The 21,151-nt window shown below is 65.3% G+C and carries 20 protein-coding genes; 7 read left to right on the top strand and 13 right to left on the bottom strand.

The genetic code is table 11. From position 1 onward, the window contains the following. Nucleotides 1-35: 35 nt before the first annotated feature. The 3 genes from E1B25_RS08115 to hemC all read left to right on the top strand — a co-directional run bounded on the left by E1B25_RS08115 (nt 36) and on the right by hemC (nt 2,975). Nucleotides 36-374 (top strand): P-II family nitrogen regulator, encoded by a 339-nt coding sequence (locus tag E1B25_RS08115; RefSeq protein WP_132828262.1) that lies wholly within the window; start codon nt 36-38, stop codon nt 372-374. A gap of 34 nt (nt 375-408) precedes the next feature. Continuing rightward, nucleotides 409-1,755 (top strand): ammonium transporter, encoded by a 1,347-nt coding sequence (locus tag E1B25_RS08110; protein ID WP_132828261.1) that lies wholly within the window; start codon nt 409-411, stop codon nt 1,753-1,755. Between the two features lie 260 nt (nt 1,756-2,015). Then, nucleotides 2,016-2,975, top strand: coding sequence for a hydroxymethylbilane synthase (gene hemC, locus E1B25_RS08105; protein ID WP_132828260.1), 960 nt, complete (start codon nt 2,016-2,018; stop codon nt 2,973-2,975). Nucleotides 2,976-3,106: 131 nt separating this feature from the next. Here hemC and E1B25_RS08100 read toward each other — a convergent pair whose 3' ends face one another. The 5 genes from E1B25_RS08100 to E1B25_RS08080 are packed head-to-tail and all read right to left on the bottom strand — an operon-like array spanning nt 3,107 to nt 9,572. Continuing rightward, nucleotides 3,107-3,688, bottom strand: a complete 582-nt coding sequence (locus tag E1B25_RS08100; protein ID WP_132828259.1) for an amino acid synthesis family protein — start codon at nt 3,686-3,688, stop codon at nt 3,107-3,109. Further along, nucleotides 3,681-4,523 (bottom strand): UPF0280 family protein, encoded by an 843-nt coding sequence (locus E1B25_RS08095; RefSeq protein ID WP_132828258.1) that lies wholly within the window; start codon nt 4,521-4,523, stop codon nt 3,681-3,683. Before E1B25_RS08095 ends, E1B25_RS08100 begins: the two co-directional genes overlap by 8 nt. A 2-nt stretch (nt 4,524-4,525) precedes the next feature. Next, nucleotides 4,526-5,992, bottom strand: a complete 1,467-nt coding sequence (locus E1B25_RS08090) for a 6-hydroxynicotinate reductase (protein ID WP_132828257.1) — start codon at nt 5,990-5,992, stop codon at nt 4,526-4,528. Continuing rightward, nucleotides 5,989-8,733 (bottom strand): molybdopterin-dependent oxidoreductase, encoded by a 2,745-nt coding sequence (locus tag E1B25_RS08085; protein ID WP_132828256.1) that lies wholly within the window; start codon nt 8,731-8,733, stop codon nt 5,989-5,991. Before E1B25_RS08085 ends, E1B25_RS08090 begins: the two co-directional genes overlap by 4 nt. Beyond that, nucleotides 8,730-9,572 (bottom strand): FAD binding domain-containing protein, encoded by an 843-nt coding sequence (locus E1B25_RS08080; protein WP_132828255.1) that lies wholly within the window; start codon nt 9,570-9,572, stop codon nt 8,730-8,732. Before E1B25_RS08080 ends, E1B25_RS08085 begins: the two co-directional genes overlap by 4 nt. Before the next feature lie 109 nt (nt 9,573-9,681). On the opposite strand from E1B25_RS08080, the gene E1B25_RS08075 reads away from it, so the two are divergent. Further along, on the top strand, nt 9,682-10,113 hold the full coding sequence (locus tag E1B25_RS08075; protein ID WP_132828254.1) for a MarR family winged helix-turn-helix transcriptional regulator: 432 nt from the start codon (nt 9,682-9,684) through the stop codon (nt 10,111-10,113). Between the two features lie 173 nt (nt 10,114-10,286). Here the strand turns inward: E1B25_RS08075 and E1B25_RS08070 are convergent, their stop codons facing one another. Then, a complete protein-coding gene (locus tag E1B25_RS08070; RefSeq protein WP_132828253.1) occupies nt 10,287-11,507 on the bottom strand; it encodes an aminopeptidase P family protein in 1,221 nt (406 codons plus the stop codon). Between the two features lie 279 nt (nt 11,508-11,786). Here E1B25_RS08070 and E1B25_RS08065 point away from each other — a divergent pair, with 279 nt between their 5' ends. Beyond that, a complete protein-coding gene (locus E1B25_RS08065; protein WP_132828252.1) occupies nt 11,787-13,262 on the top strand; it encodes an NAD-dependent succinate-semialdehyde dehydrogenase in 1,476 nt (491 codons plus the stop codon). A 127-nt stretch (nt 13,263-13,389) separates the two neighbouring features. Here the strand turns inward: E1B25_RS08065 and E1B25_RS08060 are convergent, their stop codons facing one another. From E1B25_RS08060 to E1B25_RS08040, 5 genes are all read right to left on the bottom strand, one after another. Next, on the bottom strand, nt 13,390-13,869 hold the full coding sequence (locus E1B25_RS08060; RefSeq protein WP_132828251.1) for an Hsp20 family protein: 480 nt from the start codon (nt 13,867-13,869) through the stop codon (nt 13,390-13,392). 155 nt (nt 13,870-14,024) lie between these two features. Further along, the gene (locus tag E1B25_RS08055) at nt 14,025-14,816 is read right to left on the bottom strand and encodes a trypsin-like serine peptidase (protein ID WP_132828535.1); all 792 of its coding nucleotides are present in this window, start codon (nt 14,814-14,816) and stop codon (nt 14,025-14,027) included. A gap of 113 nt (nt 14,817-14,929) precedes the next feature. Next, nucleotides 14,930-16,246 carry a glycolate oxidase subunit GlcF gene (glcF, locus tag E1B25_RS08050; RefSeq protein WP_132828250.1) on the bottom strand — a complete coding sequence of 439 codons (1,317 nt, stop codon included), beginning with the start codon at nt 16,244-16,246 and terminating at the stop codon, nt 14,930-14,932. Further along, a complete protein-coding gene (locus tag E1B25_RS08045) occupies nt 16,246-17,355 on the bottom strand; it encodes an FAD-binding protein (RefSeq protein WP_132828249.1) in 1,110 nt (369 codons plus the stop codon). The genes glcF and E1B25_RS08045 overlap by 1 nt, the downstream gene beginning before the upstream one ends. A 56-nt stretch (nt 17,356-17,411) precedes the next feature. Further along, entirely contained in the window at nt 17,412-18,860 is a 1,449-nt protein-coding gene (locus tag E1B25_RS08040) for an FAD-linked oxidase C-terminal domain-containing protein (RefSeq protein WP_132828248.1), read from the bottom strand. Between the two features lie 82 nt (nt 18,861-18,942). Here E1B25_RS08040 and E1B25_RS08035 point away from each other — a divergent pair, with 82 nt between their 5' ends. Next, nucleotides 18,943-19,653, top strand: a complete 711-nt coding sequence (locus tag E1B25_RS08035) for a DUF599 domain-containing protein (RefSeq protein ID WP_132828247.1) — start codon at nt 18,943-18,945, stop codon at nt 19,651-19,653. 35 nt (nt 19,654-19,688) lie between these two features. Next, nucleotides 19,689-20,069: a hypothetical protein gene (locus E1B25_RS08030; protein WP_165937583.1), complete on the top strand. Its 381-nt coding sequence runs from the start codon at nt 19,689-19,691 to the stop codon at nt 20,067-20,069. 78 nt (nt 20,070-20,147) lie between these two features. On the opposite strand, the gene rlmH is transcribed toward E1B25_RS08030, so the two are convergent. After that, complete coding sequence (gene rlmH, locus E1B25_RS08025) at nt 20,148-20,618, bottom strand: 23S rRNA (pseudouridine(1915)-N(3))-methyltransferase RlmH (RefSeq protein ID WP_132828246.1); 471 nt, start codon at nt 20,616-20,618, stop codon at nt 20,148-20,150. 77 nt (nt 20,619-20,695) lie between these two features. Further along, nucleotides 20,696-21,052 (bottom strand): ribosome silencing factor, encoded by a 357-nt coding sequence (gene rsfS, locus E1B25_RS08020; RefSeq protein ID WP_132828245.1) that lies wholly within the window; start codon nt 21,050-21,052, stop codon nt 20,696-20,698. Nucleotides 21,053-21,151 lie beyond the last annotated feature (99 nt).

The following is a 21,151-nucleotide window of genomic DNA, read 5'->3' as shown; positions in this document are numbered from 1 at the left end:
CTTGCAGGGATTCCTGCCGAAGGAAGGGGACAATCGTGAAATTGATCATTGCGACAATCAAGCCGTTCAAGCTGGAGGAGGTCCGCGAGGCGCTGACCGAAGCCGGTGTGCGCGGCATGATGGTGACGGAAATCAAAGGGTTCGGATCACAGTCCGGGCACACCGAAATCTATCGCGGTGCGGAATACGCCGTGAATTTCGTACCAAAGGTGAAGCTGGAAATCGTGGTCAGCTCCGGCATGGCCGATCAGGTGGTGGAAACCATCAGCAAGACCGCCAAGACCGGCAAGATCGGCGACGGCAAGATCTTTGTTTTGGACGTAGAGCAGGCGGTTCGCGTGCGCACGGGCGAAACCAACGAAGACGCGATCTAACGCGCCGCGCAAGGAAACAAGGGGAACCGAACATATGAAACTGATGAAAACAATCGCGCCGGTCGCCGCGCTGATGGCGCTGCCGTCACTGGGCCTGGCGCAAGACTCGGTGCCGGGGACGGATGCGTCCACGGATTCGATCTTTATCTTCAACACGCTGCTGTTCCTGATCGGCGGCTTTCTGGTGATGTGGATGGCGGCAGGTTTCGCCATGCTGGAAGCCGGTCTGGTCCGCTCCAAGAACGTGACCATGCAGCTGACCAAGAACATCGCGCTCTTCGCGATCGCCGGGGTCATGTACTATCTGATCGGCTACAACGTGATGTACCCGCTGGGGAACTGGTCGATCGGATCCGACGAGACCGGCGGCTATCTGGGTGCCTTTGGCGTGGCTGTCCTCGAAGCCGTGGGTGTCACCCGCGAAGCCGCAGACGATTACGGCTATGCCTCGACCGGCTCTGACTTCTATTTCCAGCTGATGTTCTGCGCCACCACCGCCTCGATCGTTTCGGGCACGCTGGCCGAGCGGATCAAACTGTGGCCGTTCCTGGTCTTCACCGTGGTCCTGACCGGCCTGATCTACCCGATCCAGGCGTCCTGGAAATGGGGCGGCGGCTTCCTTGACAGCCAACTCGGCTTCCTTGACTTCGCTGGCTCCACTGTCGTGCACTCGGTTGGTGGCTGGGCGGCTTTGGCCGGTGCGCTGATCCTTGGTCCGCGTCTGGGCAAATACAAGGATGGCATGGTGCACCCGATCCTGGGCTCGAACCTGCCGCTGGCGACGCTGGGCACGTTCATCCTGTGGATGGGGTGGTTCGGCTTCAACGGCGCATCGCAGCTGGCGATGGGCACCGTGGGTGACGCGGCCGACGTATCGCGCATCTTTGCCAACACCAATACCGCAGCCGCCGGGGGCGCCATTGCCGCGCTGATCCTGACGCAACTGCTGTACAAGAAGGTCGACCTGACCATGGTTCTGAACGGCGCGCTGGCGGGTCTGGTTTCGATCACCGCCGAACCGCTGACCCCATCGCTGGGCGCGGCCACGCTGATTGGCGCCGTGGGTGGTGTGCTTGTGGTCTTTGCGGTTCCGTTCCTGGACAAGCTGAAGATCGACGATGTGGTGGGTGCCATTCCGGTCCACCTGTTCGCCGGTATCTGGGGCACGCTCGCCGTGGTTCTGACCAACAGCGACGCCACCTTCTCGGGGCAGCTGTATTCGATCCTCATCGTCGGCGTCTTCGTCTTCGTGGTGTCGGGTCTGGTCTGGCTGATCCTGAAGGCGGTCATGGGCATCCGCGTCTCTGAAGAAGAAGAAGTGAACGGGCTCGACAAGGCCGAGTTGGGCATGGAAGCCTATCCCGAGTTCGCCAAAGGCTGACCCTCGTCGGTTCAGTCTGAAACATTGGCCCGGGCGGAAACGCCCGGGCCTTTTTTGTGTCTGGAAGGCAAAACGGACGCACGTGTCCGAAAGCCCCTGCCAACCGCCCCCGCCCACCGGGTCGCGTGGGAAGAAACGGGGAGGTCTCGGGCCATTCCGTACGCTCTTGACCTTAAGGCGCGCCGTCCCACGGGCGCAAAAGGCTCTGCGCGACTCTGCGCGGTTGTCAGCGCCCGGTGCGGGTACTAAAGAATTCGGTCATGACAGCACCGCTCCCCTCCCCCGCTTCACCGCTCAAGATCGGCACCCGTGGCTCGCCGCTGGCACAGGCGCAGGCCTATGAAACGCGCGACCGGCTTGCCGCCGCCTTTGACCTGCCGCTGACCGCCTTTGAGATCGTGGTGATCCGCACCACCGGCGACGACGCCGCCCAGATCGCAAAGGACCAGTCGCTGAAAACGCTGGGCGGCAAGGGGATGTTCACCAAGGAAATCGAAGAGCAGCTGTCGCAGGGCGGCATCGATATCGCGGTGCATTCGATGAAGGACATGCCGGTGGAACAGCCCGAGGGGCTGATCCTTGACTGTTACCTGCCGCGCGAGGATGTGCGCGACGCCTTTGTCTCGCCCGGCCTGACCGGTTGGGCCGATCTGCCCAAAGGGGCGGTGGCCGGCACCTCCAGCCTGCGGCGACGGGCACAACTGTTGAACCGGCGGCCCGATCTGAAGGTGGTGGAGTTCCGTGGAAATGTGCAGACCCGGCTGAAAAAGCTGGGCGACGGCGTGGCCGATTGCACCTTTCTCGCCATGGCCGGTTTGAACCGGCTGGGGCGGGCCGATGTCCCCGCGACCCCGGTGGCCCCCGAGGCGATGTTGCCCGCCGTGGCGCAGGGCGCGATCGGGATCGAGCGGCGGCAAAGCGATGCCCGCGTGGCCGCGATGCTGGAAGCGATCCATGACGGCGAGACAGCGCAGCGACTGGCCGCCGAACGCGCCTTTCTCGCCACGCTCGACGGGTCTTGCGAGACGCCGATTGCCGGGCTGGCGGAACTGTCCGGCGGCACGCTGCGGCTGCGCGGCGAGGTGCTGCGCCCCGATGGGTCCGAGGCCCTATCGGACGACGCAAGCTGTCCTGTCGAGGATGGCGCCGCGTTGGGCCGGGAGATGGCGCGCAAGCTGCTGCAGCGGGCAGGGCCGCATTTCTTCGACTGGCGGCACTAGCCCGCTCTGATGAACAGGAGGGGAAAGGGGGCGCTGCCCCCGCCGCGGCTAGGGCCGCGTCTCCCCCGGAGTATTTTCAGCCAGAAAAAGGTGGGGGGCCCGGCCTTTACATTCGCCCCACGGGCGCGTGCCTAGCGCAAGCCGTCTTCGCCGGTGACGTCCTCGACCTGCAGACCGCCCATGCGGTGATGGATGCGCCCGCCCCGGCTCATCGCCAGCGCGAAGAGCAGTTCATCAGCGCGGGGACCATCGGGCAGGCCCACCTCCATCGCGTCGAAATGGCTGCGCACATAGGCGGCATTGATATGGCCGAGCGGAATGTCGATGCGGGTGCCGGGGCCGCCGACCTTCATGGCCGAGGGCACGATCGCCTTGGCCGCGCCGAGGCGTTCGCGCATGGCATAGCCGCCGGGCACGTGCCACAGCGCGGTATGTTCCAGCTCGCCCGCCTCGCCCGCCAGCCCGGCCTTGCCATAGCCGTCGATTCCCTCGATTCCGCCCATCGCCTCGATCAACCGGTCGGTCATCATCAGGCCAAGCGGTTTGAGATCGTCCATCGCCGATTGCAGGTCTGCGACATAGCGGCCGGCAAAGGGGTTTTTCACGAGGGCGACGATAGCGGCGCGGCGGCGCGGGATGGCCGGGGGCGGGCCGCCTTCGTGGTGGATGTCTTCGATGAAGATCATGGTTTTGCGCAGGGGGAAGTCAGGCATCAATAGGCTCCTTGAAGGCGATGAGGTCCGCGGTGCCGAGCGTGCGGGTCTGTCCCGAAAGCGTCAGCAGGGCGGCATGGATCAGACCGCGCGTGCGGCAGGTTTCGGCAAAAGCATGGCCGCGAGTCAGGGCGCGGTCAATCTCGGATGCGGTAAGCGGCGCAACGCCCGTGGTCACCAGCCGGTCGCCAAGGTCGCTGTCGGGGGACAGATCGTGCGCAGACCTCCGGGTGATTTTTGGGTTGCCGGGCAGATCGACGGCATTGGCGATCAGGGTGGCAGCCGCGTCTGCCTGCGCGGCGGTCTGGGCCAGAACGGTAACGCTGTCGGCGATGCCGAGGGAATGGCTGCGCCCATGACGGCCCGAGGTGGCGATGCCGCGCACCGGGCCGCTGGACGGGAGCGTGACACGCCCCGGCACGCCGCCCGCGACCACGGCGGTAAAGCTTTCGCCCGCGGCAAGGTGCAGGGCGATATCCCCGCCGTTGTTGACGTAGGCGCGCGACAGATCGCCAGCGGCGGTCATGGCCTCCAGCACCGCGTCGGCCACGGCCCCCGCGACGGCGGCCATCGGGGTGATGAACGCGGGCAGAAACGGGGCGGTGGCACCGTGCATGCGGTGCGCGATTGCCCCATTTGGGCGCGCATCAGTCGGGGCGCGCAGCAGCGGCAGTTCGCGCACCAACTCGTCCAGAACGCTCTCGAAGCGGCTTGCGGCAGCGCGCAGGGCATTGGTGCGGCCCGGCCCTTTGGCATCGGTGATCAGGTCGATGGGGCCGTGGTGCAGGTGCAGGCGGCGTCCGTCGGGCAGAAAGGCGATTTGCGGGCTCTGCATGCTCAGCCCTTGTCGTGTGCGGGGCCGACCGCGCGGATATCAGCGCCGTAGTCTCCGCCGGTTTCGAGGATATCCTCGACCGTGCGGGCCTTGTCGTCATGGCCGCCCAGCGCGCGATAGTCGTCACGGCGCAGGGTAAATTCCAGCGGCGCGACGATGGCCGGTGTGGGAACATAACCAAAGGCATTGTCGGGCATCTGCGTCACGTCGGCCATGAGGGTGATGCCGCCGCCGGGCCAGACATAGGCCGGCGCACCACCGACGGTAACGCGGGTGCGATCCTCCTGCACCGACCGGGTCAGGCGGACCGGGTTCTTGGTGACGCCAGAGCGAAGCGAGCCGCCAGCCCCGCCCATGAACAGCACGGTACAAAGCGCCGGTTCACAGTTTTCCGCGATAAGATCGACCGAGGGGCGCAGGGTCTCGGGGAGATCCCGTCGTTGCGGCACCAGGTCCTCGTCCAGTACGAAATAGGCGTATTGTTCGCCCGTGGTGGAGACCATCAGCAGGGTCAATCCGGGGTGCGCGCCCTTTTTCGGATTCCAACCCCCGAGGATGGTCAGCGGATCGGTGACATTGGTGCCGCCCCAGCCCAGCCCCGGTTCGGCGACCTGAAAATAACGACCGGGGGTGGAGCGGCGGCCCAGTATGCGGATGCCTGTATCGGGCCAGCCCAGCACCTTACCCGCCTGATGCTCGCTGACCACGCCGGTGATGTGATCGTCGACAACGACAACCTCGTCCACCAACCCCTGCCATTGGTCGGCGAACATGCCGATGGTGGCCGAGCCACAGCCGACGCGCATGCGTTCCTCGCGCTGGCCGTCGACGATGGGGGGATGGCCGGCCTGAACGATGACCGTCGCGCCACCCTCGACGACAAGCTCCACCGCCTCGCGGTTGCACAGGCGCAAAAGGGTGTCGCAGGTGACACGCCCCTCGGGCTTGGAGCCACCTGTAAGGTGGTCGACACCGCCCAAGGACATCATCTGGGAGCCGTATTCAGAGGTGATCATCAGGCCCACCGCCTCGCCCTGGCTGCGGATCACCGCGCCCTCATGGCCAAGGTGGCGATCGGTGTCGATCTTCACCTTGACGCCGCAATAGGAAAAAATCGCCTCGGTCACCACGGTGACGAAATCGGCGCCGTCAACCTCGCGCGAGACGATGAAGGGCGCGGGTTTGTAATCGGGATATGTGGTGCCAGCGCCGACGGCGGTGACGAAAAGCGCGTCACCGGACAGGCTGTCGTCCCAGTTCGCCTTGAGAAAGGGTTTGATCTCACCGCCCTGTTCGATCCGGCGGTCGAGCACGGTGAGCGGGTCGCAGCGGATGATTCGACCGCCTTGGTTGGCGTAGCGGTCACAGGCGCCGATGCGACCCTCGGCGATATAGCACATCACTGGGCAGGCATCGCAGCGGATCTTTTCGGGCCGGGTCTTTTCGGGGCGGGGACGGCGGTCGGTCATGGGGTTTGCTCCGCCGCCCGTATTGCGGCCAGCACCCGATGCGGCAGCGCTGGCAGCCGGGTCACCTTGGCCCCGCAAGCATCGCGGATGGCATTGAGGATCGCGGGCGCAGTCGGGATCAGCGCGTGTTCGCCCAGCCCCTTGGCCCCGAACGGCCCCTCGGGGTCGGTCGCCTCGAGCAGGATGGTGTCGATCCGCGGCATGTCGCCGGCGGTGGGGATCAGGTAGTCGTGCAGGTTCTCGGTGCGGCCGGGGATGTAATCTTCCATCAGTGCAAGGCCCAGCCCCTGCGCGACGCCACCTTCGATCTGACCCTCGGCCAGCAAGGGGTTGATGACGCGGCCCAGATCATGCGCAGCGGTGAGGCGATGCACACGGACCGTGCCAAGGGCAAGGTCGACCTCAACCTCGGCCAGATGCGCGCCATAGCCATAGACGGCAAAGGGGGTGCCTTGACCGTTTTCGTCCAGTGGCTTGGTCGGGGGGTCATAGGTTTCCTCGGCAGCAAGCGCATATCCGTTGGCGTCCACGTCCAGCGCCGCGAGGTCGATCCGCCGCTGCTGCTCGCCCTCGGTGACCAGAACCGCACCGGGGGCGAGCGCGATCTGCGCCCCCTGCCCCATGTTGGACAGGGCGAGGATTCGTGCGCGCAGGGTTTCGCCCGCGCGCAGGGCGGCGTTGCCCGTCACCACGGTCTGGCGCGAGGCCGAGGTCTTACCGCAATCGGGGGTCAGCGCCGTGTCGGGGCCGATCAGCTCAAACGCCTGTACCGGCAGACCCAGCGCGTCGGCGCAGATCTGGGGGATCACCGTGTTCGACCCCTGCCCGATATCGGTCGCGCCCTGATGCAGCCGCAGCCGCCCCTCGGGCGTCAGCCCCAGCCGGACGGTCGAGGGGTTGGGCAGCGCGGTGTTGCCACAGCCATACCAGCAAGAGGCGACGCCGATGCCGCGCTTGCGCCCGGTTTGCGTGGCGTTGAACGCGGTGGCCTCTTGCGCGGCGGCCTCCCACCGGGGTTTCAGGGCGTCGAGACAGATCCCGATGCCGACGCCGTGCAGCTCTTGCCCGCAGACGCTGCGCCCGCCTTCGGGCAGCGCATTGAGGCGGCGAAAGGCGAGCCGGTCAATCCCGGCCTTGAGCGCAAGATCATCGAACAGCGTCTCTTGCAGGATCGCCGCCTGCGGCACGCCAAAGCCGCGAAACGCCCCCGAGACCGGACCATTGGTGTGCACGGCGCGGGCCTCGGCGTGATAATTGGGGATGCTGTAGGGGCCAGAGGCATGGACCGGGACACGCACCGCCACGGTGGGGCCCCAGCTGGCATAGGCGCCGGTGTTGAAATCGCCATCGAACTCCATCGCGGTCAGGCGACCGTCGGCGTCCACCGCTGCGCGGGCGCGCATCCGGGCCGGGTGCCGCTTGGTGGTCGAACTCATGCTTTCGCGGCGGCTGTAGGTCATCCGCGCCGGCAGGCCGGTTTTCAGCGCCACCAAGCCGATCAGCGGCTGCACCGAAAGATCGAGTTTCGAGCCGAAGCCGCCGCCGGTGGCAGAGGGGATGATGCGCACCCGCTCGGGCGGCAGACCAAGCACACGGGCGGTGTCGTCGCGGTCCATCACCGGGGCCTGAGTGCAGGCCTGAATCACCAGCGTATCACCCTCAAGCCAGGCCGCGCCTGCCTCGGGCTCGATATAGGCGTGTTCGACGTAAGGCGTTTCCGCCGCGCCCTCGGCCACATGGGCGGCGCTGGCAAACCCCGCCACCGGGTCGCCGCAATGGACCAGCCCGGAGATCAGAATATTGCCCTCACGCGCCTCGTGCAGGCGGGGGGCCTCCGGGGTGCGGGCTGTCGCACAATCCAGTATCTCGGACTGCGGGGACCATGTGATGGGGAAGCTGTCGGGGGCAAAGGCCTCGAGCGTCGTCTTGTCCCCGGCGACAAGCGCCACCGCCTCGCCGCGCATCCGTACCGCGCCCTCGGCCAGCGCGGGCTGATCGGCAAAGGCGGGGATGGTGCCGAAAACGTTCTGGCCGGGAATGTCGGCGGCGGTAAACACGCGCAGACCGGTTTGCGCCGCAAAGGCATCGAGATCGCCAAAGGTGAAGCTTGCAGCGAAATGCGGCGAGCGGATCGCGCGCACCCAAAGCGCCCCTGCGGGGGCGTAGTCGGCACCGAAAATCTCGGTGCCCGCGACCTTGGGCGCGCCATCGAGACGCTCCAGCCTTGCGCCGACCGCAGCGCCACTGGCGGGCGCGGCGGCGGTCACGGCCTGCGGGGTTACGCCAGCGGCATCAAGCACCGCGTCGATGATCTTGGCATATCCGGTGCAGCGACAAAGCACACCGCCCAGCGCCGCCTCGGCATCGCTGCGATCAGGCGGCGGACCGGGACGGGCCAACAGGGCGGCGGCGGCCATCAACATGCCGGGGGTGCAGATGCCGCATTGCGCCGCGCCATGACGCAGGAAGGCGGATTTGAGCCGCTCCACCGGCGCGCCCAGCCCTTCGACCGTGGTGATTTCGGCCCCTTCGGCGTGGATCGCCGGGGTGAGGCAGGCACAGACCGGCGCGCCATCCAGCAGCACGGTACAGGCGCCACAATCGCCAGCGTCGCAACCGACCTTGGTGCCGGTCAGGCCAAGCCCGTCGCGCAGCACCTCGGACAGCCGCCGACCGGGGGCGGTGTCAATCTGCGTGGCAGCCCCGTTCACGGTGAGGGTGAGCGTCGGGATATCCTTCATTGCAGATCCTCCACAGCCAGCCCCACGGCGCGGCGCAACAACGCCACCGCAGCGTGACGGCGATAGGCGGCATCGCCGCGCATGTCGTCGATCGGCGAAAGCGCGGCAGCGACCGCGCGCGCGTCGATGGCATCGGCCAGATCGGCCAATGGCAGACCGATCAGGGCGCGCTCAACAGCGGCAAGCCGGGTCGCGACCGGGCCACAGGCCCCGATGGCAAGCGCAACCTGCGTCGCGCGCCCGTCGCGGGCCACGATCCGGGCGGCCACCATGGCGATGGAGATTACCAGATACTTCCGCGCCCCCAACTTGAGAAAGCGGCTGGCCCCCTGCCCGGCGGCGCGTGGGATATGAACGGCAGTCAGAAGTTCGCCGGGCTGAAGCGCCGTGGCGCGCGGGCCGGTAATGAAATCGGACAAAGGCAGCTGGCGGGTGCCGGTGGACGCCGCAAGTTCGACGGTGGCGTCCAGCGCCAGCAGTGGCGGCACCCCGTCGGCGGCGGGCGAGGCGTTGCACAGATTGCCCGCGATTGTCCCGGCGTTCTGGATCTGGGTCGAGCCCACCTCGCGCGCCGCCTGTTTCAGCATATCGAACCCGGGCGACAGATCGGCCCCGGCGATGTCGGCCCATGTCGTGGTCGCCCCGATGCGCCAGCCGTCGTCCGTGGTGTCGATACCGCGCAGAGCCGCGATACCGGTGATGTCGAGCACGGGCCCGTCGAGGGCGGGGCGTTCGGTGGCCGGGAACAGATCGGTGCAGCCGGCGGCGATCACGGCGGGCGCAGCGGCCAAACCGTCGAGCGCCTCGTGCAGGTTTGCCGGGCGGTGATAGAGGCTCATGGCTGGACCCTCGCACTGGTGTTGGATGGCGTTTATTGTTCGTATACAAGCAGAGTGTGAGACAGCGCCCCGGCCCTGTCAACATTCCCGGCACGAAGGATGGCGCGCGATGGGTGATGAGACAAAAAACGGGCAGCCCTATCATCTGGACAGCCAAGTGGGGTTCACCATGCGGCAGGCGAACCAGCGGCACCTGTCGATATTCGCGCGCCACATCCCCGCGCTGACCCCGACGCAGTTTGCCACGATCGCCAAGCTGTGCGAACTGGGTCAGGCCAGCCAGAACGCGCTGGGGCGCGCCACGGCGATCGATGCGGCGACGATCAAGGGGGTGGTGGACCGGCTGCGGCGGCGCGATCTGGTCGCCTCCTCCCCCGATCCCAACGATCAACGCCGCGTGTTCCTGACCCCCACGGACGCGGGGCGGGCGCTGTATGCCTCGGTGATCCCGGCGGCCCATGCGGTGACAAGCGAAACCCTGTCGCCGCTAGAGCCAGAGGAGCGGGAGGTTTTCCTGCGGCTGTTGCGCAAGATGATCTGAGCGGATGATGATGGCGCTGCGCGCCATGCCTTCGGCGAGAGTATTTTTTGACAAAGAGAAGTGGGGGGCCTTCCTCTGTAGCCCACCCGTTGCCGGTGAGAAGGGCGCGCATGTCCGGGGCTCCGCCCGTTCGGCGCTGAAAAAGGTCCACTGGACCTTTTTCCGGGCGCGCCTCACTCCACCACGTTGAACGCCGGGCCGTAGGGGTATCCGGTGATGTTATCATTGCCGTCTTCGGTGATCACCAGAATGTCGTGTTCGCGATACCCGCCGGCGCCGGGCTGGCCCTGAGGCAGGGTCAACATCGGCTCCATGCTGATCACCATGCCCGGTTCCAGCACGGTGTCGACATCCTCGCGCAGTTCCAGCCCGGCCTCGCGGCCATAGTAGTGCGACAACACGCCAAACGAGTGGCCATAGCCGAAGCTGCGGTATTGCAGCAGGTCACGCTCGGCAAAGAAGGCATTGATGGCTTGAGTCACCTCGGCGCAGCTGATCCCCGGTTGCAGCAGCGACATGCCGTATTCATGGGCGGCGACGTTGGCCTCCCAGATTTTCAGGCTGGCCGCATCGACCTCGCCAAGGAACAGGGTGCGTTCCAGCGCGGTGTAATAGCCCGAGATCATCGGGAAGGTGTTCAGCGACAGGATGCCGCCGCGCTTCAACCGGCGAGAGGTGACCGGATTGTGGGCACCGTCGGTATTGAGGCCGGACTGAAACCAGACCCAGGTGTCGCGGTATTCGGCATCGGGGAAACGATGCGCGATCTCAAGCTCCATCGCGTCGCGGCCCGCCATGGCCACGTCAATCTCGCGCGCGCCCACTTTCACCGCGTCGCGGATGGCGTAGCCGCCGACATCGGCCACCTGCGCACCGGCCCGGATCAGCGCGATCTCGGCCGGCGATTTATGCATCCGCTGACGCATGGTGGCCGGGGCCAGATCGACCATCGTGATGGGGGTGAGAAAATCCTCAAGCTTGTCGCGCTGCATCAGGGTGAGGTGATCGCCCTCGTATCCCACGACACCGTTCGGGCCGGTGACCGAGAGCACGGCGCGCCAGAAATTGTCGCGGGTCCAGTCGGTATAGGTGATGGCATCGCAAAAGCTGCGCCGCCATGGCTGGCCGGCGTCGATACCGGCGGAAAGGATCACGGCCGCATCCTCGGTCACCACCAAGGCATAGGGGCGACCAAAGGAACAATAGAGAAAGCCGGAGTAATAGGCGACGTTGTGCATCGAGGTCAGCACGACGGCGGTTGCACCGGCCTCGTCCATCGCAGTGCGCAGCCCGTTGAGACGGGCCTGATATTCGCTGTCGGCAAACGGCAGCGGGGCCTTTTCGCCCGCCTTCTTGTCGGTGTGGAAACGGAAAAACTCAGGGCGTTCGGTCATCACAGACCCTCCTTTGCAGAAAGGTCCCGGCGTACAGGACGGAAAAGCGGGCGGTTCCCCATGCTCCGCAACATCCGCGCGGGGAATGCGGCGACGCCATCGCCAAGCCCGAGGCCAGACTGGCCCAGCCCCTTGGCTGGCGCAAGCCCGTTTGCGACAGGATCACGCTTGAAACAGGCTTTGCAGCGCGGAGGGCTCTGCTCTACCAAGGGGGCAGATGGACACCCCGGCGCGCTGGGGCGACCAAACATGTTGATCGGAAACCGGAGGAGACCCGCCATGCTCGACGCACCCACCAACCTGAAATCCCTGCTGAAAGATCCCAGCCTGCTGGCGACCGAAGCCTATATCGACGGCCAATGGGTGGCCGGTGAGAACGGCACATTCGCTGTGACCAACCCGGCGCGCGGCGACGTCATCGCCGAGGTGGCCGACCTGAGCCGCGCCCAGGTGGCGGGCGCCATCGACCGCGCCTATGTGGTGCAAAAAGAATGGGCAAGCTGGACCGGCAAAGAACGCGCCGCCGTGCTGCGCAAATGGTTCGACCTGATGATCGAGAATGCCGATGATCTTGCGACGATCCTGACCGCCGAGCAGGGCAAGCCCCACGCCGAGGCCAAGGGCGAAATCGTCTATGGCGCCTCCTTCGTCGAATTCTTTGGCGAGGAAGCCAAACGGATCTATGGCGAGACGATCCCGGGCCACCAGCGCGACAAGCGGATCACGGTAATGAAGCAACCGATCGGGGTCGCTGCCTCGATCACGCCGTGGAACTTTCCCAACGCGATGATCACCCGCAAGGCCGCGCCGGCTCTGGCCGCTGGCTGTGCCTTTGTCGCCCGCCCGGCCGCCGAGACGCCGCTGTCGGCGCTGGTGCTGGGGGTTCTGGCCGAGCGCGCGGGCATCCCGGCGGGCGTGTTCAACGTGCTGCCCTCGTCACGCTCCAGCGAGATCGGCAAGGAGTTCTGCGAAAACCCACAGGTGCGCAAGCTGACCTTTACCGGGTCGACCGAAGTTGGCCGCATCCTGTTGCGCCAAGCTGCCGATCAGGTGATGAAATGCTCGATGGAGCTGGGCGGCAACGCGCCCTTCATCGTGTTTGACGACGCCGATCTGGACGCCGCCGTCGAGGGCGCGATGATGTGCAAATTCCGCAACAACGGCCAGACCTGTGTCTGTGCCAACCGGATTTATGTGCAGGCGGGGGTTTATGACGCCTTTGCCGAAAAGCTGAAAGTGGCGGTTGAGAACCTGAAGGTCGGCGATGGTCTGGACGCGGGTGTAACCACCGGGCCGCTGATCAATCAGGACGCCATCGAGAAGGTGCTGGAGCATCTGGGCGACGTCACCGAAAAGGGCGGAGCAGTGCTGACCGGCGGCCACCGCTCGAACCTGGGCGCGAATTTCTTTGAGCCGACAATTGTCACCGGCGTCACGCAGGCGATGAAAGTGGCCAAGGAGGAAACCTTTGGCCCCCTCGCCCCGCTGTTCAAGTTCGAGGATGTGGACGAGGTGATCGCGATGGCCAACGACACCATCTTTGGCCTTGCCGCCTATTTCTATGCCAAGGATCTGAGCCGGGTCTACAAAGTGGCCGAGACGCTGGAATATGGCATCGTTGGTGTCAACACCGGCATCATCTCGACCGAGGTTGCGCCGTTTGGCGGGGTCAAGCAATCCGGGCTGGGCCGCGAGGGTAGCCATCACGGCATCGAGGAATTCCTCGAAATGAAATACGTCTGCATGGCGGTTTGATTGAAAAGCCCCCGCATCCGATCAAAGCCGGATACGGGGGCGATTGCGCGCCCTTGAGACCGGGCGCGCAAAACCCTTGATGGTCCTCGCGCCGGACATCTGCCCGGCGCGAGGACAGGGTTCCCAGTTAGTTCACCGGCGTGTTTTCGGCCTCGGCCTCCAGCACTTCGGAAGTGACCGGGCTGGTCGAAGCGATCTCGATCCGGCGCGGTTTCAGGGCTTCGGGCACTTCCCGCTTGAGATCGATATGAAGCATACCGTCCGCGTGGCTGGCGCCGGTGATGCGGACATGATCGGCCAGCGTAAAGCGACGCTCAAACGCGCGGGTGGCGATGCCACGGTGCAGATAGGCGCGGTTGTGATCCTCTTCGGCCTTTTTGGCCGAAACAATCAGCGCGTGTTCACGGACCTCGACCGACAGGTCGGCCTCGGAGAAGCCCGCCACCGCGATCGAAATGCGATAGGCATCGGCGGCAGTCTTTTCGATGTTATAGGGCGGATAGCTGGGCTGGCCCACGTCATTGGCCAGTATCCGGTCCATCAGATCGGCGATCTGGTCAAAGCCGACAGTGGCCCGATGCAGCGGTGCAAAATCAAACGTACGCATATGTCGTCATCCTCTTGGTTCGAGCGATTCACGAAGAGCCCTCCGAAACGGACGGGCAAGAACAGATCCGGACCCCAAACAGGCGATCCGGACATGAAAAATGTGGGAAGCAGATAGGCGGGTTTCAAGCCCCGGGCGCGGGACGAAAACGGGTCTTAGCCGCCGGGGCGGATGAACTTCGCGCCGGTGTCACGCCGCACGCCGCCCACAACCACGCGGTTGCTGTCCGGTGCCGGGGCCAAGGCATAGCCGCGCCCGGCCTTCATGATCGCCCGCAAAAGCGCCAGTGGTTCGCCAAGTTCGGTCCCCAGCGCCACCCGGTCGCCGCGCACTTCGGCCTTGGCTGAAACAACCGAGACAATGCGCGGCGTGGCGCCCTCGAACGAAAAGATCGGTGCCCCGGATGAGCCGAAGTCAACATCGCAGGACATCACCAGAATACCCTGCTGGCGGGCCATCACGCCGCAGACCTCTTGCAGTGCCGGCGCTTCGGAGCGGTCGCGCGCATAAGAGACGACGCCAACCTCATCACCCGCGGCGGGGCGCGTGGCGGTGTCGAACGGGGTCACGGTGGTGTTGCGGATCGGATGCTGAAGCTGCAGTAGTGCCAGATCGCGGCGCACCCGTTCGGGCGAGACATCGCTGTCATAGACATAATCGGGATGCACGACCGCGCGGCGCACCTGACGATAGGCCGAGGCGCGCCCGTTGCGCCAGCCGGCAAGGAATTCGATCCGCTGCGGGTCAATGCGCGCTTTGCTGGCCTTGTCGAACAGGCAATGCGCCGCCGTGAGCACCAGATCGGGCGCGATCAAGGTGCCGGTGCAAAAGCCCAAGCCGCCGATATCAAGCCGCCCGACCGCCTGCCAGGCCCGGCCGGCATCAAGGCTTTCAAGCTGTTGCAGCCGCGAATCATCGGCCTGCGCCAATGCGGGCAGAACCACCATCGCCAATGCCGCAAACCAGTGTCGCACATGCCTCTCCGTCTTGTCCTGAACGCCCAATCGTTGGGATCGGTCTAGGGGCGCGGTTGGGCGAAATTAGGGCGCGGGGCAGGCAATTACCCGCGCAGGTCTTGCACCGCCGGATCGCGCCCCGCAAGCGTGGGCGGCAACGGCCCGCCCGTGGCCCAGTCAAGCAGTTCAACCGTATGCACCACCGGAATGCCGGTGCCCGAACCGATCTGCATCATGCAGCCGATATTTCCCGCCGCGATGACATCAGGATTTTTCGCCTCAAGCGTGCGGATCTTGCGCGTCTTGAGTTGGCCCGAAATTTCCGGCTGCATCAGGTTATAGGTGCCCGCCGAGCCGCAGCACAGATGGCTGTCAGCAGGTTCGACCACGGTAAAGCCCGCGCGCTTCAGCAAGGTCTTGGGGTGCGTCTTGATCTGTTGCCCGTGCTGGAGCGAACAGGCAGCATGATAGGCCACGGTCAGGCCCCGGTCGCTGCCCTCGGGCAGGTCGAGCTTCATCAACACCTCGCTGACATCCATCGCCAGCGCGGCGACGCGGGCGGCGTCCCCGGCCAGAGGGTCCTGCGCGAACATATGGCCGTAATCCTTGACCGTGGTGCCGCAGCCCGAGGTGTTGATGACGATGGCATCCAGCCCCTCGCCCTCGATTTCAGCCGTCCAGGCGCGGATGTTCTTTGCGGCGCTGGCATAGCTGTCGTCGGATTTTCCCATGTGATGGGTCAGCGCGCCGCAACACCCGGCACCTTTCGCCACCACCACTTCGCAGCCCAACCGCCGCAGCAGGCGGATGGTGGCGTCGTTGATATCGGTGTTCAGCGCCTTTTGCGCGCAGCCGGTCATCAGCGCCACGCGCATCCGCTTCTCGACCTTGGGCGCGAAACTTTGCGGGCTGTCATTGCGGCTGACCGGCGGGATCACGCGGGGCGCCATGTCGAGCATCGCGCGCAGCCGCGCATCCGGGATCAGGCCGCGAAAGGGCCGCGCGATCTTGGCCCCCAGCAGCGCCAACCGGAACCGCCCCGGATAGGGCAAGATCCGCGCCAACAGCCAGCGCAGGGCGCGGTCATGCCAAGGGCGGTCATAATGTTTCTCGATATAGGCGCGGGCATGATCGACCAGATGCATGTAATGCACGCCCGAGGGGCAAGTGGTCATGCAGGCCAGACAGGACAGGCAGCGATCGATATGGCGCACGGTCTTTTCATCCGGCACACGCTCGTTCTCAAGCATGTCCTTGATCAGATAGATGCGCCCGCGCGGGCTGTCCAACTCATCGCCCAACACCTGATAGGTCGGGCAGGTCGCGGTGCAAAAGCCGCAATGCACACAGGCGCGCAGGATCTCGTTGGCGCGCGCGGTGCCGGGGTCGCTCAGCTGTGCTTCGGTGAATTCGGTTTTCATCAGCCCATCAGCCCCGGATTGAAAATGCCGCGCGGATCGAATTTCGCCCGCAGCCCGGCCTCGATCGCCGCCAGCGGCGCCGGCTGCGGCTGAAACATACCCAGCCGAGCGCGGGTCTCGGGAGCGGCGCGCATCAACGTCGCGTGCCCGTCATAGGCCCCCCCGCGCGCGCGCATGTCGCAGCCTTCGGGCACAAGCGCCCAGATCAGCCCACCGCCCCAGTCGAACAACAGCGCCTCGGCCTCAAGCCGCGCGGTCAACTCCGGCGCCTGCGAGGGTTTGCACGAGATCCGCCAGACATCCCCCAAGGCATCCCGGAACGGCGCCACATCGCGGAGCGCAGCCCAGAGCAACGCGGATTTCGCCGGGTCGTCCACAAGATCCACTGCGCCCGCGGCGGCCAGAAGCGTCGACAGCTTTCCAGCGCGATAGGCGACCGAATCGGCGAAACCCTCGATCCGCAACAGCGCCGCCCCCTGCGCCGGATCATAGCCCGCGCCCGACACCTCGTAAGGCGCACCAAGTGCTGCGGACAGCAGCTGCACCGCCGACCCGGCCCCGTCCACGGCAAAGCGCAGCGTCGCCTCGGTCTCCGGCCTCGGCAGAACCTTGAAGGAAACTTCCGACAAAACCCCCAGCGTGCCCCAGCTACCGGCCATCAGCTTGACCAGATCATAGCCGGTGACATTCTTCATCACCCGGCCGCCGTTCTTAATCGCCTGCCCCATGCCATCGACATAGCGCACCCCCAGCAGGAAATCGCGCGCCGCGCCCACCTGCACCCGGCGCGGGCCAGAGATATTGGCGGCAAAGATCCCACCGATGCTGGGCGCACCAACAGTGCTCAACAGCGCGCGATGGTCCATCGGCTCAAACGCAAGGCGCTGGTTTTCACTGGCCAGCGCCGCCTCGATCTCGGCCAGCGGTGTGCCCGCCTGCGCCACCATGGTCAGCGCGCCCGGATCATACAGGGTGATCCCGCTCAGCCCCGCAACGCTCAACAGCTCCCCCGCCTGCCCGGTCAAACGGGTACCGCCACCGCGAATCGCCAGCGGCCCCTCGGCTTGCCGAACGGCGTCACATAGGTCAGCTTCACTTTGTGGCGTCATCATCATCTTCTTCTTGGTTAAAATACTCTGGGGGGCGCGGGGGGCGACGCCCCCCGTCATGCCGCAGCCATCGGGCGCGCACGCCGGGTTTCGGTCACCTCCAGCGGAAACACCTTGGCCGGGTTCAGCAGCCAAGCGGGATCAAACACATCCTTGACCGTCAACTGCGCCTCCAGATCCACCAGATCATACTGGAACAACATCAGATCGCGTTTCTCGACCCCGACGCCATGTTCGCCGGTCAGGCATCCGCCCACTTCGACACAAAGCTTGAGGATTTCCGCGCCGAACGCCTCGCAGATTTCCAGATCACCCGGTTTGTTGGCGTCGAACAGGATCAGCGGGTGCATGTTGCCATCGCCTGCGTGGAACACATTCCCCACATCAAGGCCGAACTCTTTCGACATCTCGCCGATCCGGCGCAGCACCATCGGCAGGGACGACACCGGGATGGTACCGTCAAGGCACATGTAATCATTGATCTGCCCCATGGCCCCAAAGGCAGATTTCCGCCCCAGCCAGATCCGGCCCGCCTCGTCCTCGTCCGCCGCCTCGCGCAGTTCGACCGGATGGTGACGTGCGGCGATCTCCTTGATGAGGGACAGTTGATGCGCGATTTCCGGGTCCGATCCCTCGACCTCGATGATCAGCAGCGCCTCGCAATCGGGATAGCCGGCATGGGCGAACGCCTCGGTCGCGCGGATGCAGGGGCGGTCCATGAATTCGATCGCCACCGGCAGCACACCGGCCTTGATGATGTCGCTGACGCAGGCGCCGGCCACTTCGGACTCGTCAAACCCCATCAGCACGGGCAACGCGCCTTCGGGCTTGCGCAGGATGCGCAGGGTGGCCTCGGTCACCACGCCCAATTGCCCTTCAGAGCCGCAGATCACCCCCAACAGGTCAAGCCCCCCGGCATCAAGGTGGGCGCCGCCAAGCTCGATCACGGTGCCGTCCATCTGCACCAGCGTCACCCCCATCAGGTTGTTGGTGGTCACCCCGTATTTCAGGCAGTGGGCGCCGCCGGAATTCATCGCAATATTGCCGGCAATGGCACAGGCCAGCTGGCTCGACGGGTCGGGGGCATAGAAAAACGATTCCTCCTCCACAGCCCCCGTCACCGACAGATTCGTACGTCCGGTCTGGACCCGGATGATGCGGTTGTCGTAATCGGTCTCAAGCACCGCGTTCATGCGCGCGACGCCAAGGATCACGCTGTCGGCGGTGGGCAGCGCCCCACCGGCAAGCGATGTGCCCGAGCCACGGGGAACCACCGGCACCCCCTCCTCGTGGCAGATGCGCAGGACATCCGACACCTCTTGCGTCGAGCTGGGCAACACTGCCAACATCGGCGCGCAGCGATAGGCGGTCAGCGCGTCGCATTCATAGGCGCGCGTTTCCGCCGGATCGTCGATCAACGCGACCGGCGGCAAAACCTGCGACAGGCGCGCGACCAACCGGTCCTTGCGCGCCAGAACCCCGGCGTCGGGCAATGGCATCTGCATGGGCACCCTTCCACTTTTGGTAAAAATATATTACCAATTTGACCGGATGACAAGTGGAATAGATCGGGCATAGGGTGATTTCGTGATTTGGATTGACCGCCTTTCCTTGTTCTCGGCGCTGGATTTCGCCGCGCTCGCCCTGCTGGTGCTGGGCTGGGCAGGTATCGGCTGGAGAATTGAAAATCCGAGCCCCGGCAACCCCTCGGTCGCCGAAATCATGGGCGGATTCCGGCGCGAGTGGATGCGCCAGATGATAACCCGGCAACCGCGCATCTTTGATTCCAGCCTGATCGGCAATCTGCGGCAAAGCACGGCGTTCTTTGCCTCGGCCACGATGATCGCGCTGGGGGGCGGCATGGCCTTGGTCCGCAATCCAGAGCCGGTGACCGCGCTGGCCAGCGATCTGGCGCTCAGCGCGCAGCCCACCGTGATCTGGGAAATGAAGATGCTGGTGACGCTGCTGTTCCTGACCAGTGCCTTTCTGAAATTCGTCTGGGCCAACCGGCTGTTCGGCTATTGCTCGGTCGTGATGGGGGCGGTGCCCAATGATCCAAAGGACCCGCTGGCGCTGGCACGGGCGGATCAGGCGGCCGAGATCAACATCACCGCCGCGCGCAGCTTCAACCGGGGGCTCAGGACGATCTATTTCGGGCTGGCCTCGGCCGTGTGGCTGCTTGGCCCCGAGGCCTTGATTGCGGCGGTGCTGCTGACGCTGGCGATGATCCACCGGCGCGAATTCAGCTCTGCCTCGCGGGCGGTGCTGTTGAAAGGGCCGACAGACACGCGGACGTGATTTTCCCGCGCCGCGTAGCCGGATAGACTGGCATCATGAAACGCCTGATGCCCCTCTCCCTCGCCCTATGTGCCCTCGCCCTCTGCGGGTTGACCGCGCCACGCCCTGCCCGCGCCGATCCGCCTATGGTCGAATCGGTCCACGCCCAGCGCAGCGGCGAGACGTGGCGGTTTGACGTGACGCTTGCGCATCCCGACTCCGGCTGGGATCATTACGCTGATGGCTGGCGGGTGCTGGACATGGCGGGAAACGAGCTGGGGCTGCGCGTGCTGGCGCATCCGCATGTGGCCGAACAGCCCTTTACCCGCTCGCTTGGCGGTGTCGCGATCCCTGAAGGCACCCCGCAGGTGCAGATCCAGACGCGCTGTCTTGTTGATGGCTGGAGCGATCACACCACGGTCGTGCCCCTGCCCTGACCGCGCGCTTCTTCTTTCCCTTTTGGGCGCAGCCCGTGTCACCCGCCCCAGCCCAAATCCAGCCCAAATCCAGAAAGCTCAGACCCGGTGATAAGGGCTGCCAGCCAGAATCGTGGCGGCGCGATACAGCTGTTCGCTCAACATCACCCGCGCCAGCATATGCGGCCAGACCATCTTGCCGAAAGAGAGGCTGAAATCCGCCTCGGCGCGCAGCGCCGCATCGATCCCGTCGGCGCCCCCGATCACCAATGCCAGATTGCTCCGGCCATGATCGCGCCAATCGGCCAGTTTGCCGGCGAAATCGGGCGAAGAGAGCAGCTTGCCACGTTCGTCCAGGGTACAGATCACCGCGCCGTCGGGCACCGCCTTGCGCAGGAGCGTGGCCTCGGCGGTCATTCCGGCATTCTTGCGGTCGTCCACCTCGACGATCTCAGCCGGGCCAAGACCCAGCGCGCGACCGGTCCGCTCGAACCGTGTCAGGTAGTCATCGATAAGTGTTTTCTCGGGGCCGGCCCGCAAACGACCGACCGCGCAAATTCGGATGCGCATTCAACGTCCAATCTGGCAACATCCAATCTGGCAACATCTGATCCGGGGCCCGCACGGAACGGCGGGCCGGCGCGGATTCAACTTTCAGCGGCGCCCTGGGGCAGCCACATCTTTTCCAACTGGTAGAAATCGCGCACTTCGGGACGGAACAGATGCACGATCACGTCGCCGGTGTCGATCAACACCCAGTCGCCGGAATCCTTGCCTTCGACCTTGGCGATAAGGCCAAATTCCTGTTTCAGGCGATCCGCCAGTTTTTCCGCCGTCGACGTCACCTGACGCGAGGACCGCCCGGAGGCGATCACCATATAGTCGCCGAACGAGGTGCGACCGCGCAAATCAACCTGAACGATGTCTTCCGCCTTGTCAGACTCGAGCGAGGTAAGAATGCGCGCAAGCAGCTCTTCACTGTTTGGCAGGGTCCGGGCCGCCATCACGCTGGCCTGATCATCAGCGGGCTGGGCCGCTTCTGCATGAGTTGACAGGACATAGTCCTCCTTCTTGCTCGCCGGTGTGTCCCCCGGCGCAGGGTG

Source organism: Antarcticimicrobium sediminis (genome assembly GCF_004348975.1).
Taxonomy (GTDB): domain Bacteria; phylum Pseudomonadota; class Alphaproteobacteria; order Rhodobacterales; family Rhodobacteraceae; genus Antarcticimicrobium; species Antarcticimicrobium sediminis.
Note: the sequence above shows the minus strand (reverse complement) of the source record. Positions and strands in the feature narration are given on the sequence as shown.

Coding starts and splice junctions, on each gene's coding strand:
- E1B25_RS08110 (WP_132828261.1), top strand. CDS start 409: ATGAAACTGATGAAAACAATCGCGCCGGTCGCCGCGCTGATGGCGCTG.
- hemC (WP_132828260.1), top strand. CDS start 2,016: ATGACAGCACCGCTCCCCTCCCCCGCTTCACCGCTCAAGATCGGCACC.
- E1B25_RS08100 (WP_132828259.1), bottom strand. CDS start 3,688: ATGCCTGACTTCCCCCTGCGCAAAACCATGATCTTCATCGAAGACATC.
- E1B25_RS08095 (WP_132828258.1), bottom strand. CDS start 4,523: ATGCAGAGCCCGCAAATCGCCTTTCTGCCCGACGGACGCCGCCTGCAC.
- E1B25_RS08090 (WP_132828257.1), bottom strand. CDS start 5,992: ATGACCGACCGCCGTCCCCGCCCCGAAAAGACCCGGCCCGAAAAGATC.
- E1B25_RS08085 (WP_132828256.1), bottom strand. CDS start 8,733: ATGAAGGATATCCCGACGCTCACCCTCACCGTGAACGGGGCTGCCACG.
- E1B25_RS08080 (WP_132828255.1), bottom strand. CDS start 9,572: ATGAGCCTCTATCACCGCCCGGCAAACCTGCACGAGGCGCTCGACGGT.
- E1B25_RS08075 (WP_132828254.1), top strand. CDS start 9,682: ATGGGTGATGAGACAAAAAACGGGCAGCCCTATCATCTGGACAGCCAA.
- E1B25_RS08070 (WP_132828253.1), bottom strand. CDS start 11,507: ATGACCGAACGCCCTGAGTTTTTCCGTTTCCACACCGACAAGAAGGCG.
- E1B25_RS08065 (WP_132828252.1), top strand. CDS start 11,787: ATGCTCGACGCACCCACCAACCTGAAATCCCTGCTGAAAGATCCCAGC.
- E1B25_RS08060 (WP_132828251.1), bottom strand. CDS start 13,869: ATGCGTACGTTTGATTTTGCACCGCTGCATCGGGCCACTGTCGGCTTT.
- E1B25_RS08055 (WP_132828535.1), bottom strand. CDS start 14,816: ATGGTGGTTCTGCCCGCATTGGCGCAGGCCGATGATTCGCGGCTGCAA.
- glcF (WP_132828250.1), bottom strand. CDS start 16,246: ATGAAAACCGAATTCACCGAAGCACAGCTGAGCGACCCCGGCACCGCG.
- E1B25_RS08045 (WP_132828249.1), bottom strand. CDS start 17,355: ATGACGCCACAAAGTGAAGCTGACCTATGTGACGCCGTTCGGCAAGCC.
- E1B25_RS08040 (WP_132828248.1), bottom strand. CDS start 18,860: ATGCAGATGCCATTGCCCGACGCCGGGGTTCTGGCGCGCAAGGACCGG.
- E1B25_RS08030 (WP_165937583.1), top strand. CDS start 19,689: ATGAAACGCCTGATGCCCCTCTCCCTCGCCCTATGTGCCCTCGCCCTC.
- rlmH (WP_132828246.1), bottom strand. CDS start 20,618: ATGCGCATCCGAATTTGCGCGGTCGGTCGTTTGCGGGCCGGCCCCGAG.
- rsfS (WP_132828245.1), bottom strand. CDS start 21,052: ATGGCGGCCCGGACCCTGCCAAACAGTGAAGAGCTGCTTGCGCGCATT.